General features: G+C 72.3%; 13 protein-coding genes and 2 pseudogenes. 6 read left to right on the forward strand and 9 right to left on the reverse strand.

From position 1 onward, the window contains the following. Positions 1 to 15: 15 nt before the first annotated feature. The 4 genes from AB0D49_RS28240 to AB0D49_RS28255 all read right to left on the reverse strand — a co-directional run bounded on the left by AB0D49_RS28240 (position 16) and on the right by AB0D49_RS28255 (position 3,424). Positions 16 to 867, reverse strand: a complete 852-nt coding sequence (locus AB0D49_RS28240; protein WP_362762388.1) for a class I SAM-dependent methyltransferase — start codon at positions 865 to 867, stop codon at positions 16 to 18. 54 nt (positions 868 to 921) lie between these two features. Beyond that, positions 922 to 1,575, reverse strand: coding sequence for an NAD(P)H-binding protein (locus AB0D49_RS28245; protein WP_362762389.1), 654 nt, complete (start codon positions 1,573 to 1,575; stop codon positions 922 to 924). Positions 1,576 to 1,897: 322 nt separating this feature from the next. Beyond that, on the reverse strand, positions 1,898 to 2,479 hold the full coding sequence (locus AB0D49_RS28250) for a TetR/AcrR family transcriptional regulator (protein WP_362762391.1): 582 nt from the start codon (positions 2,477 to 2,479) through the stop codon (positions 1,898 to 1,900). A gap of 30 nt (positions 2,480 to 2,509) precedes the next feature. Then, on the reverse strand, positions 2,510 to 3,424 hold the full coding sequence (locus tag AB0D49_RS28255; protein ID WP_362762393.1) for an SDR family NAD(P)-dependent oxidoreductase: 915 nt from the start codon (positions 3,422 to 3,424) through the stop codon (positions 2,510 to 2,512). A 217-nt stretch (positions 3,425 to 3,641) separates the two neighbouring features. Between AB0D49_RS28255 and AB0D49_RS28260 the strand changes: the two genes are divergently transcribed. Beyond that, positions 3,642 to 4,856 (forward strand): cytochrome P450, encoded by a 1,215-nt coding sequence (locus AB0D49_RS28260; protein ID WP_362762395.1) that lies wholly within the window; start codon positions 3,642 to 3,644, stop codon positions 4,854 to 4,856. A gap of 15 nt (positions 4,857 to 4,871) precedes the next feature. On the opposite strand, the gene AB0D49_RS28265 is transcribed toward AB0D49_RS28260, so the two are convergent. Continuing rightward, entirely contained in the window at positions 4,872 to 5,513 is a 642-nt protein-coding gene (locus AB0D49_RS28265) for a hypothetical protein (protein ID WP_362762397.1), read from the reverse strand. Positions 5,514 to 5,814: 301 nt separating this feature from the next. Between AB0D49_RS28265 and AB0D49_RS28270 the strand changes: the two genes are divergently transcribed. After that, positions 5,815 to 6,411 (forward strand): hypothetical protein, encoded by a 597-nt coding sequence (locus AB0D49_RS28270; RefSeq protein WP_362762399.1) that lies wholly within the window; start codon positions 5,815 to 5,817, stop codon positions 6,409 to 6,411. 324 nt (positions 6,412 to 6,735) lie between these two features. Next, a pseudogene (locus AB0D49_RS28275) lies at positions 6,736 to 7,212 on the forward strand (beta-ketoacyl synthase N-terminal-like domain-containing protein); the annotation flags it as partial. Between the two features lie 183 nt (positions 7,213 to 7,395). Here the strand turns inward: AB0D49_RS28275 and AB0D49_RS28280 are convergent. Then, positions 7,396 to 7,671, reverse strand: a pseudogene (locus tag AB0D49_RS28280) (thioesterase domain-containing protein); the annotation flags it as partial. Between the two features lie 241 nt (positions 7,672 to 7,912). On the opposite strand from AB0D49_RS28280, the gene htpG reads away from it, so the two are divergent. Both htpG and AB0D49_RS28290 read left to right on the forward strand, forming a co-directional pair. After that, positions 7,913 to 9,847, forward strand: coding sequence for a molecular chaperone HtpG (gene htpG / locus AB0D49_RS28285; protein WP_362762401.1), 1,935 nt, complete (start codon positions 7,913 to 7,915; stop codon positions 9,845 to 9,847). Between the two features lie 328 nt (positions 9,848 to 10,175). Further along, on the forward strand, positions 10,176 to 10,376 hold the full coding sequence (locus AB0D49_RS28290; protein ID WP_362762403.1) for a hypothetical protein: 201 nt from the start codon (positions 10,176 to 10,178) through the stop codon (positions 10,374 to 10,376). Positions 10,377 to 10,412: 36 nt separating this feature from the next. Here AB0D49_RS28290 and AB0D49_RS28295 read toward each other — a convergent pair whose 3' ends face one another. After that, positions 10,413 to 10,901 carry a carbonic anhydrase gene (locus AB0D49_RS28295; protein ID WP_362762404.1) on the reverse strand — a complete coding sequence of 163 codons (489 nt, stop codon included), beginning with the start codon at positions 10,899 to 10,901 and terminating at the stop codon, positions 10,413 to 10,415. A 231-nt stretch (positions 10,902 to 11,132) separates the two neighbouring features. Next, positions 11,133 to 12,467 (reverse strand): hypothetical protein, encoded by a 1,335-nt coding sequence (locus AB0D49_RS28300; protein WP_362762405.1) that lies wholly within the window; start codon positions 12,465 to 12,467, stop codon positions 11,133 to 11,135. Between the two features lie 227 nt (positions 12,468 to 12,694). Between AB0D49_RS28300 and AB0D49_RS28305 the strand changes: the two genes are divergently transcribed. After that, positions 12,695 to 13,120 (forward strand): ATP-binding protein, encoded by a 426-nt coding sequence (locus tag AB0D49_RS28305; RefSeq protein WP_362762406.1) that lies wholly within the window; start codon positions 12,695 to 12,697, stop codon positions 13,118 to 13,120. A gap of 401 nt (positions 13,121 to 13,521) precedes the next feature. Here AB0D49_RS28305 and AB0D49_RS28310 read toward each other — a convergent pair whose 3' ends face one another. After that, positions 13,522 to 14,139 carry a hypothetical protein gene (locus tag AB0D49_RS28310; protein ID WP_362762408.1) on the reverse strand — a complete coding sequence of 206 codons (618 nt, stop codon included), beginning with the start codon at positions 14,137 to 14,139 and terminating at the stop codon, positions 13,522 to 13,524. Positions 14,140 to 14,271 lie beyond the last annotated feature (132 nt).

A 14,271-nucleotide genomic window follows, 5' to 3' on the forward strand; every position in this document is an offset into this window, starting at 1 on the left:
CGGCAAACGAGTGAATCAGGGGTTGGTCACCGCACCCGGCGGCACGGTCAGCGACACCGCCAGTTCGACCAGATACCGCTTGGTGACCCGCCCCCCGTACCGTCCGTCGATCAGCCCGGCGACACACTCCAGCAGTCCGCGCCGCGCGTCCGAGGGCAGCGCCCGGTGCCCTGAGTACGTCCGGAGCAACTCCAGGTACTGCCCGGTGGTGTAGGTGATCTCGGGTTCATGACGGCGGAACACGGTCGGCCCGAACCGCCCGGACCGCGCCACCTCCGCCGCGTGCCCGGCCCCGTCGTACACGGCGGCGTCGGCGGGCCGTGACCCCGGCACCGTGCCCGGATCGAACCGCTCATAGCACCGCTGCACCTCGACGAAGAACTCCTCGGTCCCACCCCGCACATGCTGCGTCCGTACGACGGCCAGCGCGCCGCCGGTGCGCAGCGCGTCGGCCGCTCGCGCCATCCGCAGCGCCGGGTCGAGCCAGTGGAACGAGGTGGCCGCGAGGACCAGATCGAACGGCTCGGCGGGCAGCGGCCAGGTCTCGAAGTCCGCCGTCACCACCTGCGCGTCCGTCCCGGCCAGCTTCCGCCGGGCCACGGCCGCCATCCGCGCGCCCGCCTCCACGGCGACGACCCGGCAGCCCCGCCGGACCAGCGGCACCGTCGCCTGCCCGGTACCGCAGCCGACCTCCAGCACCCGGCTGCCGGGACCCGCGCCCGCCAACTCGGCGAGATCGTCGTACAGCGCCGCCGGATACCCGGGGCGGGCCCGGTCGTACAGTTCCGCGTCCTCGTCGAAGATCCGGGAGAGCCGGGACCGCCGGGACTCCTCGGGCCGGTCGTCGGGCGGGGGGTGGGATGCCATGCCGGGCACGCTACGGGGACAGCGGCTCGGGGGGCGTCCCGTTTTCGCCCGGCCTCAGTCGCGGGCCAGTGCGGCGACCGCGTCGCCGATCGGGGTGGTGCCGGTGGTGAGTTCGACGATCGTGCGGTTCAGGCCCGGCTCGTGCAGGGCCGCCTCGATGAACGCGGCCACGTCGGCCCGGGGCACGTCCCCGTACTCGGCGGCCGGGCCCGCGGTGACCAGGCCGGTGCCCGGGGAGTCCAGGAGGGTGCCCGGACGGACGATCAGCCAGTCCAGGTCCGTACGGGACAGAAAGACATCGGCGGTCTTCTTCACCTTGAGGTAGTGCTCGAAGCCGTCGCTGCGCGGACGGTCCCGCAGGGCGTCCGGGAACACCGACACCAGCACGAACCGCCGTACGCCCGCCGCTTCGGCGGCCCGCGCCGCCTTCTCCAGGCCCGCGCCGTCGATCAGTGAGGTCTGGTCCGCGCCCGTGCCGTGCGCCCCGGCGGAGAACACCACGGCGTCGTGCCCCGCGAACCGCTCCGCGAGCACGGCCACCGGGTCAGCGATCAGATCACCCGGCACCGGGACCGCCCCGGCCGCCCGGACCGTGTCGGCCTGCGCGGGCGCGCGATGCATACCGCTCACCTCGTCGCCCCGCGCGATGAGCAGCTCCGCCAGCCTGCGGCCGACACCTCCGGCCGCGCCGATCTGGAACACCTTCATGACGGTCCGCCTTTCTGCCGTACTGCCGAGAGGGGTTGCCCCGGCTGTGCCGGGGGCGCCCCGACCGCCACCGTACGCGGGGGGACGCGGGTGTCTTTCACCACGGGGGGCGGTGACCGTCACCGCACGCGTGGGCGCGCGGGGCCGTCCGCACAGCGGCGCCGGTCCGCACGCGCGGGAACGCGGCCGGGCGACCTGGCGGCCGAGGGCGCCGGTGCCTCATCCCACCGCTCGCGCGGGAACGCGGGCCCGTTCGCACAGCGGCGCCGGTCCGGCCGGCTCATCCCACCGCGCGCGGGCACGCGGGGCCGTCCGACCGGTGTCAGGCGTCCGGCTCCGGACGGGACCGCACTCCGTCCAGCAGCACGGCCAGATAGCGCCGGGCCGTCTCCGCGCGCTCCCGCTCCCCGCCGTGCACCTGCGCGGCGTAGGCGATCCCGCACATCAGCGGCACCAGATCGTCACCGGTCAGATCCGGCCGTACGGCACCGGCCTCCCGGGCGCGGGCCAGCAGCTCGGCGCCCACCGACCACAGGGCACGCTTGAGTTCGGCGGTGCGGGGCAGCGCGTCCCCGGGCGCGGCGGTCACCGCGGCGAGCGAGGCGTCCAGGACCTGCGCCTCGATCGTGCGGGTCAGGAAGACGGTGAGGGCCCGTCCGGGATCGTCGTCCGCCAGCGCCTGCCGTCCGCACGCGGTCAGCGACTCCAGACAGGGCGTGGCGACGGTCTCCAGCAGCGCCTCGGCGGTGGGGAAGTGCCGGTACACCGTGCCGACACCGAGCCCGGCGCGCCGCGCCACGTCGTTGAGCTGGAGCGGGGTGCCCTCGTCGACGAGCGCGCGGGCGACGGCGACGATCCGTTCCCAGTTGCGGGCGGCGTCCTTGCGCAGCGGTGCGGTCGACATGGCACGAGCCTAACCGGAGGCCCGGACGGCTCATCCGGACCCGGTGTACCGCTCGCTCAGCCGCCGTACGGCCCCGGCGACCCGGGGGTCGGTCGCGGCGCGGAACGGGGCGACCGGCCGGACGTCCGGCCCGATGACGACGCCGGTGCGGCCCGTCAGGGAGGCGTCGGTGGCGGCGAACACCGAGGAGCGGGCCGCGTCCTCGGCGGGACCCGACGTGGACCGCTCGAACCGGCGGCGGACCAGCGGCCACAGCAGCCGCAGCCCCGGCGACACGATCGCCGGGTCGCGCAGGGTGCCGTCGGTCATGTCGGTCGCCGCGCCGCCCGGATCGGCCGCGAACACGGCGACACCGGTCCCGTCGAGCCGCCGGGCGAGGTCCAGGGTGTGGGCGAGGTGGGCGAGCTTGGCGCGGCCGTACCAGTGGAAGCCGTAGTAGCCGCCCGGGGGTTCGGCCCCGTCGAAGACCCGCTTGGCGACACCGACCGCGCCGGAGGTGACGTTCACGATCCGGCTCGGGGCTCCGGCGCGCAGCGCGGGCAGCAGCGACTCGGTGAGCAGATAGGGGGAGAGGTGGTTCACCGCGAAGGACGCCTCGATGCCGTCGACGGTCTCACGGCGGTCCGGGAACATCGCGCCGACGTTGTTCACCAGCACGGTCAGCGGACCGTCGGCCAGGACGCGGTCCGCGAGCGCCCGGACCGCGTCCAGCGAGGCGAGGTCGGCGGCGAGGAAGCGGGCGGGCAGGGCGGGAGCCTCGGCCTCGATCCGTGCGACCGCGCGGGCGCCGCGCTCCGCGTCCCGCCCGACCACCGTGACCTCGAACCCCGCGCGGGCGAGCCCGAGCGCGGTCTCGACGCCGATCCCGCCCGTGCCCGCCGTGACCAGCGCCCTGCGCCGCGCACTCTCCCGCACCGCACCCACCTGCCCCTTCGCCTCTGCCATCGCCGTATCCGGATAGGTAATCCGTTTCCCGTCGGCGTCACCATAACAGATCCGGATAGGTGATCCGTTTCTTGGTCCGGGGGTCCGCCGGGGGACACCGGTGGTGAAGCGAGAGGGCCGAGCGCGGGCCGCTGCTCCCGTACGCCGGTACCCGCCGGGATGGGCCGCCCGGAGACTGGATGACATCTGTGCCTGTGTCCGTGGCCCGAGGAGCCTCATGCCGTCCCAAGACCCGCCGGTGCTCACCTGCCCCTTCGACTTCAGCGACGCGCTGGACTACGACCCCTCCCTCGCCGACCTGGCGAGCAGCGGCCCCGTCAGCCGTATCCGGCTGCCGTACGGGGAGGCCGGGGCCTGGCTGGTGACCAGCTTCGCCGGGGTGCGCCAGGTGACCTGCGACCCGCGGTTCAGCCGGGCGGCGATCGTCGGACGGGACTACCCGCGCATGACACCGGAGCCGATCGTCTCCCCGGAGTCCGTCAACGTCGCCGACCCGCCGCACGCCACCCGGCTCCGGCAGGCCGCGGCGCTGGCCTTCACCCGGGACCGGGTGGCCGCCATGCGCCCGGCCGTGGAACGGGTCGTCGCCGATCTGCTCACCGCGATGGAGGCCGCCGGACCGCCCGCCGACCTGGTGACCCGGCTCGCGGTACCGCTGCCCCATCTGACCATCTGCGAACTGCTCGACGTCCCCGAGGCCGACCGCGACACCCTGCGCGACCACACCCTGCGGCTGCTCGCCACCGACCCCGAGACCCGCAAGCACGCCGCCGGAGCCAAGGCCGCCCTGCGCGCCTACTTCGCCGCACTCGTCCCCGAGCGGCGCCGCCACCCCGGCACCGACCTGCTCAGCACCATGGCGGGCGCCCCGGTCGCCGAGGGCCAGGAACCGCTGAGCGACGACGAGTTGGCCGTCCTCGCCGTCACCCTCATCCTCAGCGGCAACGACACCGCCACCTGCCAGATCGCCGACATCGCCTATCTGCTGCTGACCCGCCCCACCGAGCGCGCCGCCCTCACCCGCGAACCGGCCCGCGTCCCGGCCGCGCTGGAGGAACTCCTGCGCTACATCCCGTTCCGCAAGGGCGTCGGCATCCCCCGGATCGCCCTGGAGGACACCCAGGTCGAAGGCACCCTCATCCGCGCCGGGGACTACGTCCATGTCTCCTATCTCGCCGCCAACCGCGACCCCGCCGTCTTCCCCGACCCGCACGCCCTCGACCTCGACCGCCCCACCCGACCGCACATGACGTTCGGCTGGGGCGGCCACCACTGTGTGGCGGCGCCACTGGCCCGCGCCGAACTGGACGCCGCGATCACCGGCCTGCTCACCCGCTTCCCGGACCTGCGCCTCGCCACCAGCCCCGCCGACATCCGCTGGGACACCCAGACCATCCGCCGCTGGCCGCTCAGCCTGCCCGTGACCTGGTGAGCCGGACCGCGGGCGTCACGAACGGCCGGTAGCCGCCGCCCGGAACAGCGGCTCGCCCCGGTGCAGCCGCTCCCGCACCCGACGCGGATCGGGACGGCTGAGCGTCGGCGGCTCCTCCCGCCGCCACAGACGCCGCCGCCCGCCCGGCTCCCCGTACACCTCGGGAACCAGCAACTCACGGGCCGCGCCCAACTGCTCGGGCGTGGGCTCGTAGGCGTCGATCTCGGCGCCGAGCGTGCCCCGCCGGTAGTGCGAGAACTTGTCGTCCAGGACCAGGGCACGGGCGTGGACGGCCCCGGCGACCTCGAAGGTGAAGTCGTTGTAGTACCCGTACACCAGCCCGTCCGCGCGCAGATCGCCCCCGACGTGGAGCGCGCCCCGCGACAGCAGATCGCCGACGACCAGGTCACCGAGGACGACGAGCAGGCCCAGCCCGGTGACATGGTCGTCCAGGAACCCGTCGACGGTCAGGTCGCCCTCCACCACCAGCGCGATGTCCAGCCCGGTGTCACCGGGCAGCCGCAGATCACCGGGGTGGTGGCGCCAGTCGTGGTCGTGCCGGAGGAAACCGGCGATCTGACCGCGCGTACGGTCCGCGATCCGCCCGGGGTCCGCCAGCCGCGCGAAGCCGCCCGGCCACGCGGACAGCGTCAGCACCGGGCACCTCCGGTGACATCACGGTCGGTCGATGGCACTTCCGGCATGGCACGCACCTTTCCTGTCCTGTACGTCGGTGGGACGCCACCAGCCACTGACAACACGGAGGGGAGCGGGTGCGCACCAGCGGGTGTGGACCGCGTACGGCGTGTCCGCCGGAGCGCGCGCCCCCTTCTACCACAGCGCACCGACGCCCTCCCCGGTTGCCGTCAATACCCCCGAAGTTCCGCACCCCGCGTCACGGCGGGTCTACTGTCGGTGAGCGCGACCTGAGACACGCGACAGAAAGGCGGGGACTCCCGTGCCCTCACCCTGCGACCCCGCGTACGCGCCGGCCGGCGACGTGGGCGCGGCGCTCATGATGATCGACTCCCAGCTCAAGGCCATCTACGACGGCAAGAGCGGCAACGACCCCGAACAGCGCGCCCTGGTCGCCCAGGTGACCGCGTCCATGGGGGCCGAGGGAGCCGACGACGTCCTGGACGGCGTGTGCTCCATCATCTACGTCTTCATGAAGTGGCTGCGCCTCGCCCACGAGGCCCAGGGCAAGGACGTCATCGAGTACGTGGTGCCCTCGCTCGTCACCTCGATGACGATGATGCGCCGCAGCGTCAGCCCCGAGGCCATCCCCACCATGGCCGGACTGCTCATCGCGGCCGGCACCGGCCTGAGCCCGAGCCTGTGGCGCCGCCAGTACGGCGACTGGACGAAGACGGAACTGACCCCCCTGGAGGCCACGGCCGTCCTCCTCGCCGAACACATCAACCACCTCACCGACAACCGCGACTTCGCCACCCGCCTCATCAACCAGGCCCTCACGGACGTCGAGGCCGACTACGAGGCGCGGTACGGGGACCCCGACGGGGACCCGTCGTACGGCGGCCCGTACGACGACTAGGACCAGCCGTTCACTGCCGAGCGCGCCACACGGCCCCCCCGCAGGACTAGGGATTTTCCCGTACCCCCCGACCCATGCTGGGCCGCATGCCGGAGCACAGAGAAGCCGCACAGGACGTGACCTGACACGCCCCCACCCGTAGGCGTACCTGACAGGTCACCGAGGGGCGGTCGCCCATCTCCCCCCGGGCGACCGCCCCTTTCGCCTGCCCGCACACCGCGCAACCCGTGAACCGGGCCCCCGTCCCGTCGTACGCGCCACCGTACGACCCGGCGGCGGGCCCCGTGGCGTCCCGCTTCGCGACCCCTGTCGAGGTGAGTTGAGATGAACGACCAACAGGACAACGAACAGAAGCTCAGGGACTACCTGAAGCGGGCCACCGCCGACCTGCGGCACACCAGGCGACGCGTCCAGGACCTGGAGGCCGCCGCCCACGAACCCATCGCCGTCATCGGCATGGCCTGCCGCTACCCCGGGGACGTCACCGACCCCGACAGCCTCTGGCAGCTCCTCCTCGACGGACGCCACGGCATCGGACCCTTCCCCGACGACCGGGGCTGGGACCTCGACGCCCTGCGGGCAGCCGCGTCCGGCGGCGGATTCCTCCACGACGCCACCGACTTCGACGCCGAGTTCTTCGGTATCTCACCCCGCGAAGCCGTCGCCATGGACCCGCAGCAGCGCCTCGTCCTCGAATCCAGCTGGGCGGCCGTCGAGAGCGCGGGACTCGACCCGACGACCCTGCGCGACACCGACACCGCCGTCTTCATGGGCGCCATGGCCCAGGAGTACCGCGTGCTGGCCGTGGCGGACGCGTTGCCGGACGGACGGCGTACGTCTCGGCTGCGGGTGTCGCACGCCTTCCACTCCCCGCTGATGGACCCGATGCTGGACGACTTCCGGGACGCGCTGGCCTCGGTGACCTTCCATGAGCCCCGTATTGCGCCGATCAGCATGCCGTGCGGGCCCATGCCGCCCTGCGCTGACGGTCGGTTTCGCGCTCAGCCCGCCCAACTCCTCATACAGCCGGTCGGCCAGCTCGCCGATGTCCTGCACGCACGGCTCCCGGCGCCGGTCCTGGCGCCCCGGATACTGGAGCGCCACCACGTCTGCGCCCGGCGTGAACCGTGTCGACACCGGATGGAAGAAGCTCGCCGAACCCCCCGCGTGCGGAAAGCACACCAGCCGGACATCACTCCCGGCGGACGGGTGGTACCGGCGGATCCAGGCATTGGTGGCGTCGTCGGCGACAGTCGACATGACATCCCTTCCCCGCGCTCCGCGCGTACGTCGATCGGCGCGGCGGCCGGTGGCACAGCCGTGCGCCACCCCCGCCGGACCCCAGTCAAGGGCTTCCGGCACCCGCAAATCACTAAACTTCCCGTGTCCCGCCGCCGACTGGCGGGATCAGGGGTTCTCCCCGGTCCCGTCGATCTACAGTGACAGGACCAGTACTGTCGGTGTACGTCCCATCAGTTGACCTGTGAGGTACTCGCGAACCATGGCGACCGAAACGTTTGAGTTCCAGGTGGAGGCGCGGCAGCTGCTCCATCTGATGATCCACTCCATCTACTCGAACAAGGATGTCTTCCTGCGGGAGCTGGTCTCCAACGCGTCCGACGCGCTGGACAAGCTGCGCCTGGCCGCCCTGCGGGACGACTCGCTCGGCGCCGACATCTCCGATCTGCACATCGAGATCGACATCGACAAGGACGCCCGTACGCTCACCGTGCGGGACAACGGCATCGGGATGTCGTACGACGAGGTCACCCAGCTCATCGGCACCATCGCGCGCTCCGGTACCGCCGCGTTCCTCAAGGAGCTGCGCGAGGCGCAGGAAGGGGCCGGGGGCGACGGGCTGATCGGCCAGTTCGGTGTGGGCTTCTACTCCTCCTTCATGGTGGCCGACGAGGTGTCCCTGCTCACCCGCAAGGCCGGGGAGAGCGGCGGCACCCGCTGGTCGTCCCGCGGCGAGGGCACCTACACGCTGGAGGCGGTGGCCGACGCGCCGCAGGGCACCTCGGTGACCCTGCACGTCAAACCGGCTGATCCGGACGACCAGTTGGGCGACTTCACGGAGCCGTGGAAGATCCGGGAGACGGTCAAGCGCTACTCGGACTTCATCACCTGGCCGATCCGCCTGGCTACGACCCCACAGCCGGAGGAGGTCGACGGCGAGGAGACGCCGGAGGCACCCGCGGCTCCCGTGGCGGAGACCCTCAACTCCATGAAGGCGCTGTGGGCCCGCCCCCGCGACGAGGTCTCCGACGACGAGTACCACGAGCTGTACAAGCACATCAGCCACGACTGGCGCGACCCCCTGGAGACGGTCCGCCTCCAGGCCGAGGGCACCTTCGAGTACCAGGCGCTCCTCTACATCCCCGCCCAGGCACCGCACGACCTGTTCACCCAGGGCCACCAGCGCGGCGTGCAGCTCTACGTCAAGCGCGTCTTCATCATGGACGACTGCGAGGAACTCCTCCCGCCCTACCTGCGGTTCGTCAAGGGCGTGGTGGACGCCCAGGACCTCTCCCTGAACGTCTCCCGGGAGATCCTCCAGCAGGACCGGCACATCCTGATGATGCAGCGCCGGCTGACCAAGAAGGTCCTCGCCACGGTCAAGGACCTGCGCACCAACGCCCCCGACCGCTACGCCACGTTCTGGCGGGAGTTCGGCGCGGTCCTCAAGGAGGGCCTGATCACCGACTCCGGCAACCGTGACGCCATCCTGGCCGCCGCGTCCTTCGACACCACCCATGACGCCGACGAGCCGACCAGCCTGGCGGCCTACGCGGAGCGCATGAAGGAGGGCCAGAACGACATCTACTACCTCACCGGCGACTCCCGCACCGCCCTGGAGAACAGCCCCCACATGGAGGCGTTCCGCGCCAAGGGCATCGAGGTGCTCCTGCTCACCGACCCGGTCGACGAGGTGTGGGTCGACGCGGTGGGGGAGTACGACGGCAAGGGGCTGCGCTCGGTCGCCAAGGGCGAGATCGACCTCGACACCGCCGAGGACGACGGCGAGGCGGCGGACGCCGGGAAGGAGAAGCGCGACGAGGAGTACGCGGCGCTGCTCACCTGGATGACCGGGCAGCTCGGCGAGGAGGTCAAGGAGGTCCGGCTCTCCACCCGGCTCACCGTCTCCCCGGCGTGCGTGGTCTCCGACTCGAACGGCATGACGCCCGCGCTGGAGAACCTGTACCGGTCCATGGGCCAGGACGTCCCCACCGCCAAGCGCATCCTGGAGCTGAACCCCGGCCACCCGCTGGTGAAGTCCCTCAACGACGCCCACACCCAGCGTCCCGAGGACCCGGCCCTCCCGGAGACCGCGGAACTCCTGCACACCCTCGCCGTCCTCGCGGAGGGCGGTCGCCCCGCCGAACCGGCCCGCTTCGTGAAACTGATGGCGGACCGCCTGGAACGCACCCTGTAGTTCCCGCGCCCTCCGCCCCGGCCCCGGCCGTCGCCCAGCCGCGACGCCCGGGGCCGTCGGCTGTCGGTGGGGGCGCCGCCCCGAACTTGGCGCGGATGTGCAAGGCGCTGTCGCGCAGAGGCAAGGACATCCGCGGTGCCGTACCGGACGATCGGAGTACGTTCCCCGCGCGGGAACGGCGCGGGCGCGGGACCGGAAGGCCATGGAACGGGGGGCCATGGTACGGGGGCCATGGGACAAGGGGGGCCATGTATTCCGAGTCGACCGCCCCGTGCGGGCGCGACGGCGGCCGTCCGACGCTGGGGTACGGACGTCGGAGGCCGCCGTCGTGCACGCTCAACGCCCGCTGCGTGAGGTGCGGGGCTACGACATCGCCGTGGACGGCCGGTTCGGCGTCGACACGGATCTCGCCCTCGCGTTCCGCCCACCGCGCTCGCCCGGCGACCGGCGTCTCGGGCCGACGGAGACCCGCGTCAGACGGTTCCGCGTCTCGACGGCACACCGTGGACGGCGCCGAACAGCCGGCTGAAGCGCGCCGGACCGCTCCATGGACATCCGTCGCGGCTCACTTCACCTCGGTCAGCAGCCCCGTCTCCACATCGAAGACGAAGCCCCGTACGGACTCCTTGTGCGGGACGAACGGGTCGGTCTCGATCCGCCGGACCGATTGCCGCACATCGTCCTCCAGATCGGCGAACGCCTCCGGCGACCAGGGCGGACGCAACCCGGTCGCCTTCTCGATGTCCCGTTTGAAGTCGTCGTCGCGGAACGTCTGCATCCCGCAGTCGGTGTGATGGATGAGCATGACCCGGCGGGTGCCCAGCAGCCGCTGACTGATCACCAGCGACCGGATCGCGTCCTGGGTGACCGCGCCGCCCGCGTTACGGATGACATGAGCGTCGCCCTCCTTCAGCCCCAGCATCGCGAAGACATCGAGCCGGGCGTCCATACAGGCCACCACCGCCAGCCTGCGGGCCGGGGGCAGCGCGAGGGCACCCCCGAAATGGGCGGCGTACGCCGCGTTGTTGACCAGTGACTCGTCCACGACCGACATGGCGTGACCTCCCGCTAGGCCGCGCGTATGCCGCGCGGTACGGGGAGAAACTACCGACAGTGACGGGAGATAGGTGGGATGTCGGGGCGGGGGTCGTGGTCCGTGTGCGCCGCGTCGGACGAGACCCCGGCCACGTAGCGGGTAGCCCAAGGCGGCTCCCGCCCCCGGCCGGGGCCCGCCGGGCGCTGTCCATCGCCCCCCGGCGGACCCGCGGTCAGCTCTGCTCGGTGCTCAGGCAGCCTTGAGCGTGGCCACGTGCCGTGCGCGTTCCTCAAGGTCCCGGACTCCCGTGACACCGCGATGAGCGGGCAGTGCCTTGAGCATGGTCGTCAAGTGCTTGTCGCCGCGAGCGGAGGACAGCGTCATGTGGTTGTCGAGGAAGGTTCCCCAGGTGACGCAGGCCGCTTCGACGTGCCGCATCCGGAGCTGACGTTCCGCGATGACGCCGAGGCAGTGCAGACGGCCCTGGCGTTCCAGGGCCGAGCGGGCGGTGTTCGAACGCCGCAGCGAGGTGATCGAGCCCTCGTGGTCGCCCAGGTACCAGCGGACATGGGCCTCGTGGAAGAAGTAGGCGGCGGTGTCGTAGCCGCCCACGGCGTCCTTGCGGTCGTCGGCGCTGGAGAGCGCAGTCTCGGTCTCGCGCAGCCTGGCGAGCGCGGTGCTCCGGTCCTTGGTCATGGCGGCGGCGGCGGCCTGCTGCCCCCGGAGGAACGCCACGAGGCGCGGGCCCGCGGACGGGGCGGCCTCGGCGGCGGCATCGGCCAGTTCCAGCCCCTTGGAGCCGTGACCGAGATGGGTGGCCTGAAGGCTCATACCGCGCAGTGTGCGGCAGTAGGTCACGTGGTCCTCGGCGGCACCGGCGAGTTCGAGGGCACGCTTGTAGTACTTCTGCCCGAGGCCCTGCTGATCCTCGTACATCGCCATCCAGCCGGTCAGGTACACGAGATCGGCGACGGCGGCCCGCATGTCGCGCACGACCGCGTCCGCGCCGTTCGCGCGGAGGTAGGGGCCCGCCGTGTTGACCAGGAAGGCGGCGGCCATCGGGCGGGCGTGCGCGGCACCGACCTGGTCGAGGATGTCGGCGATCTTCTCCGTCATCGTGCGTACGGTCGCGACGTCCGAGCGCCCGATATGCACGGTCCGGCCGGCTCGCACGGCTTCCAGGCGGCCCGTCGCGTCCTCGAAGCGGGGCACGGCCAGCGCCGCCGCGTACATTCCGCCCTTGAGGACCCCCCGGCGGGACGGGTCCATGTCCGCTCGGCTCAGGTCGATCACTCCTGTCACCGCGTCCTGGTCGGCGACCGGGGGGTTCGGCCAACCGATCTCCTCACATGTGACGGGCCGTCCCACCAAGCGGGAGAACGCCTCTACGACGGCGGGTCGCACTTCGGCCCTGGGGACGGACCCGGCGAGCCAGTGGGAAACGGACGACTTGTCGTAGCGCAGGGTCAGTCCGAGTTCACGGCCGGCTGCATTGATCCTGCGTGCGAGTTGCTCGTTCTCGATTCCCTCCGAGCGCATCAGCTCGGCCAGAGCGGCGTTCGGTGTTCGCAGGCGTCGAGCCATCGATGACTCCCAAGGTGTTCAACCAGTTCAACCGAGACTCCACTGTGCCGCCTTACCCCGAATCGCGCATCGCGATTGAGTGAGTATCAGCCGCACGGGGGCCCGCTCCCGAAGGCATGCGACCCGGCACCCCCCTGAACCGGGCCACTCGAACGACGACGAAGAGGCCGACGACGATGCCGACAACAGCCCACCCTCGCGCGGCTCCTCACCGCACCGGAACAGTGATGGACCAGCGGATCGAGGTCACACCGCGAGACCGTGGCGCCCCGCCCCGCCCGGAGGACTCCGCCCTCGTCGGCTTCCTGCGCCGGATCGCCGCCGCGAAGCTACGGCACGCCGGACTCCCCGAACTCATGGACGACGTGACCCTCGTCCTGTCCGAACTGGTCACGAACGCGCTGTGCCACAGCGGCACCCGGCAGATCCAGGTCCTGCTGACGCTCCGGAACGCCTCTCTCCTGGTGGAGGTCATCGACGGAATGCCCGGCGACGCGACCCCCGTGACACAGCCGGACGAGCCCGCGGAGTCCGGGCGGGGCCTGCTGCTGGTCCAGGCCACCGCCGCCGGGCGCCACGGAGCATGGGGGACCAGCGACGGCGGAGCCCGGACCTGGTGCCGGCTCGCGGTGCCCGGGGAGGGAGCCGGGTGATGGTGCCCGCTTCCCCCCACGGCCGCGCTCGTGCTGCCTGGACCGCCTGCCTGGTGGGCCTCCCTGACTCACCGGCAGGCGCCACTCCGCCCGTCGATCCCCACCAGGTCATGCGGGCGGAGACCGTGGGGCCCCTGAACGGAAGCAGGGAGCCCCACCGCCAGGCGCGAACTGTCACCGGTCCGGACGGCGGACCGGCGGGCCGCGCGCCATGGTCGTCCCGCCGCTGAGGGGCGACCGGGCCGCGGTCCCCGTCTGACGCCGTCACCTCGTCAGGCAGGTACCGCGGCCACCGCGAGCACCGCGGGGGGAGTCCCTCCGTCCCGTGGGACCGCGCAGGTGCCGCTCGGGCCGCTCGGCCCGTCAAGCGGTCCCGTGCATAGGCTTCCCCGAGGCCCTGCTTACCAGCGTTCCGGCTGACTCCCAGAGCGCTCCGCCCCCACTCCCGGATACTCCTTCATCGAAGGACGGACCGTGCTCGGCACCACATTGATCGCCGCGTCGCACGGTGTGCCCTCCATCGCGCCGTCGGTGCCCGCCAGGGTGACCTGGGTCCAGCCCCGCCGGTCGTGGGCCATCGCCGCCGTGCACACCACCTGCCGCAGGGCGGTGTCGTCCAGGGAGGCGAGCGGCAGCGGCAGCCGTAGGGTCAGCCCGAACTCGCTGTCGATGGACGCCCCCACCGGCGGTTCCGCCGGGAGACGGACCGTCGTGCTGGTCAGCCCGGTCAGGCTCTCGTCTTTCGTCGGGCCCTCGAACAGCGTCTGTACCGCCTCCGCGACCAGGACCCGGTCCTCCACCGGCCCGCCGCCCCAGTCCCGTTCCCGGAACACCGGCACCAGCCGCCCGCTGGGGGAGCGCAGGAACACCATGGTCCAGCTCTCCGGGGACAGGTTCAGGTCGATCACCGCGGGGCCGCCCGCCTCCACCGGGTCGGTCCCGCTGATGCCGCACCCCGTCAGCAGTACGCCGGCCAGGGCCACCGCCGCACCGGCCCGGGTACGTTCCCATGCCCTCACGCCCGCTCCTCCCGCCGGGAATCCGGTTCGGCGCCGTCTAGGGGGTGTCTGACGGATCTCCGTGGCGTCGCGACGCCCGGCACGCACTCTCGCCGCACCGGACAAAAGCCCTAGTAGCTCCGCTACGAGGGC

The organism is Streptomyces sp. NPDC048290 (assembly GCF_040652095.1).
Classification (GTDB): domain Bacteria; phylum Actinomycetota; class Actinomycetes; order Streptomycetales; family Streptomycetaceae; genus Streptomyces.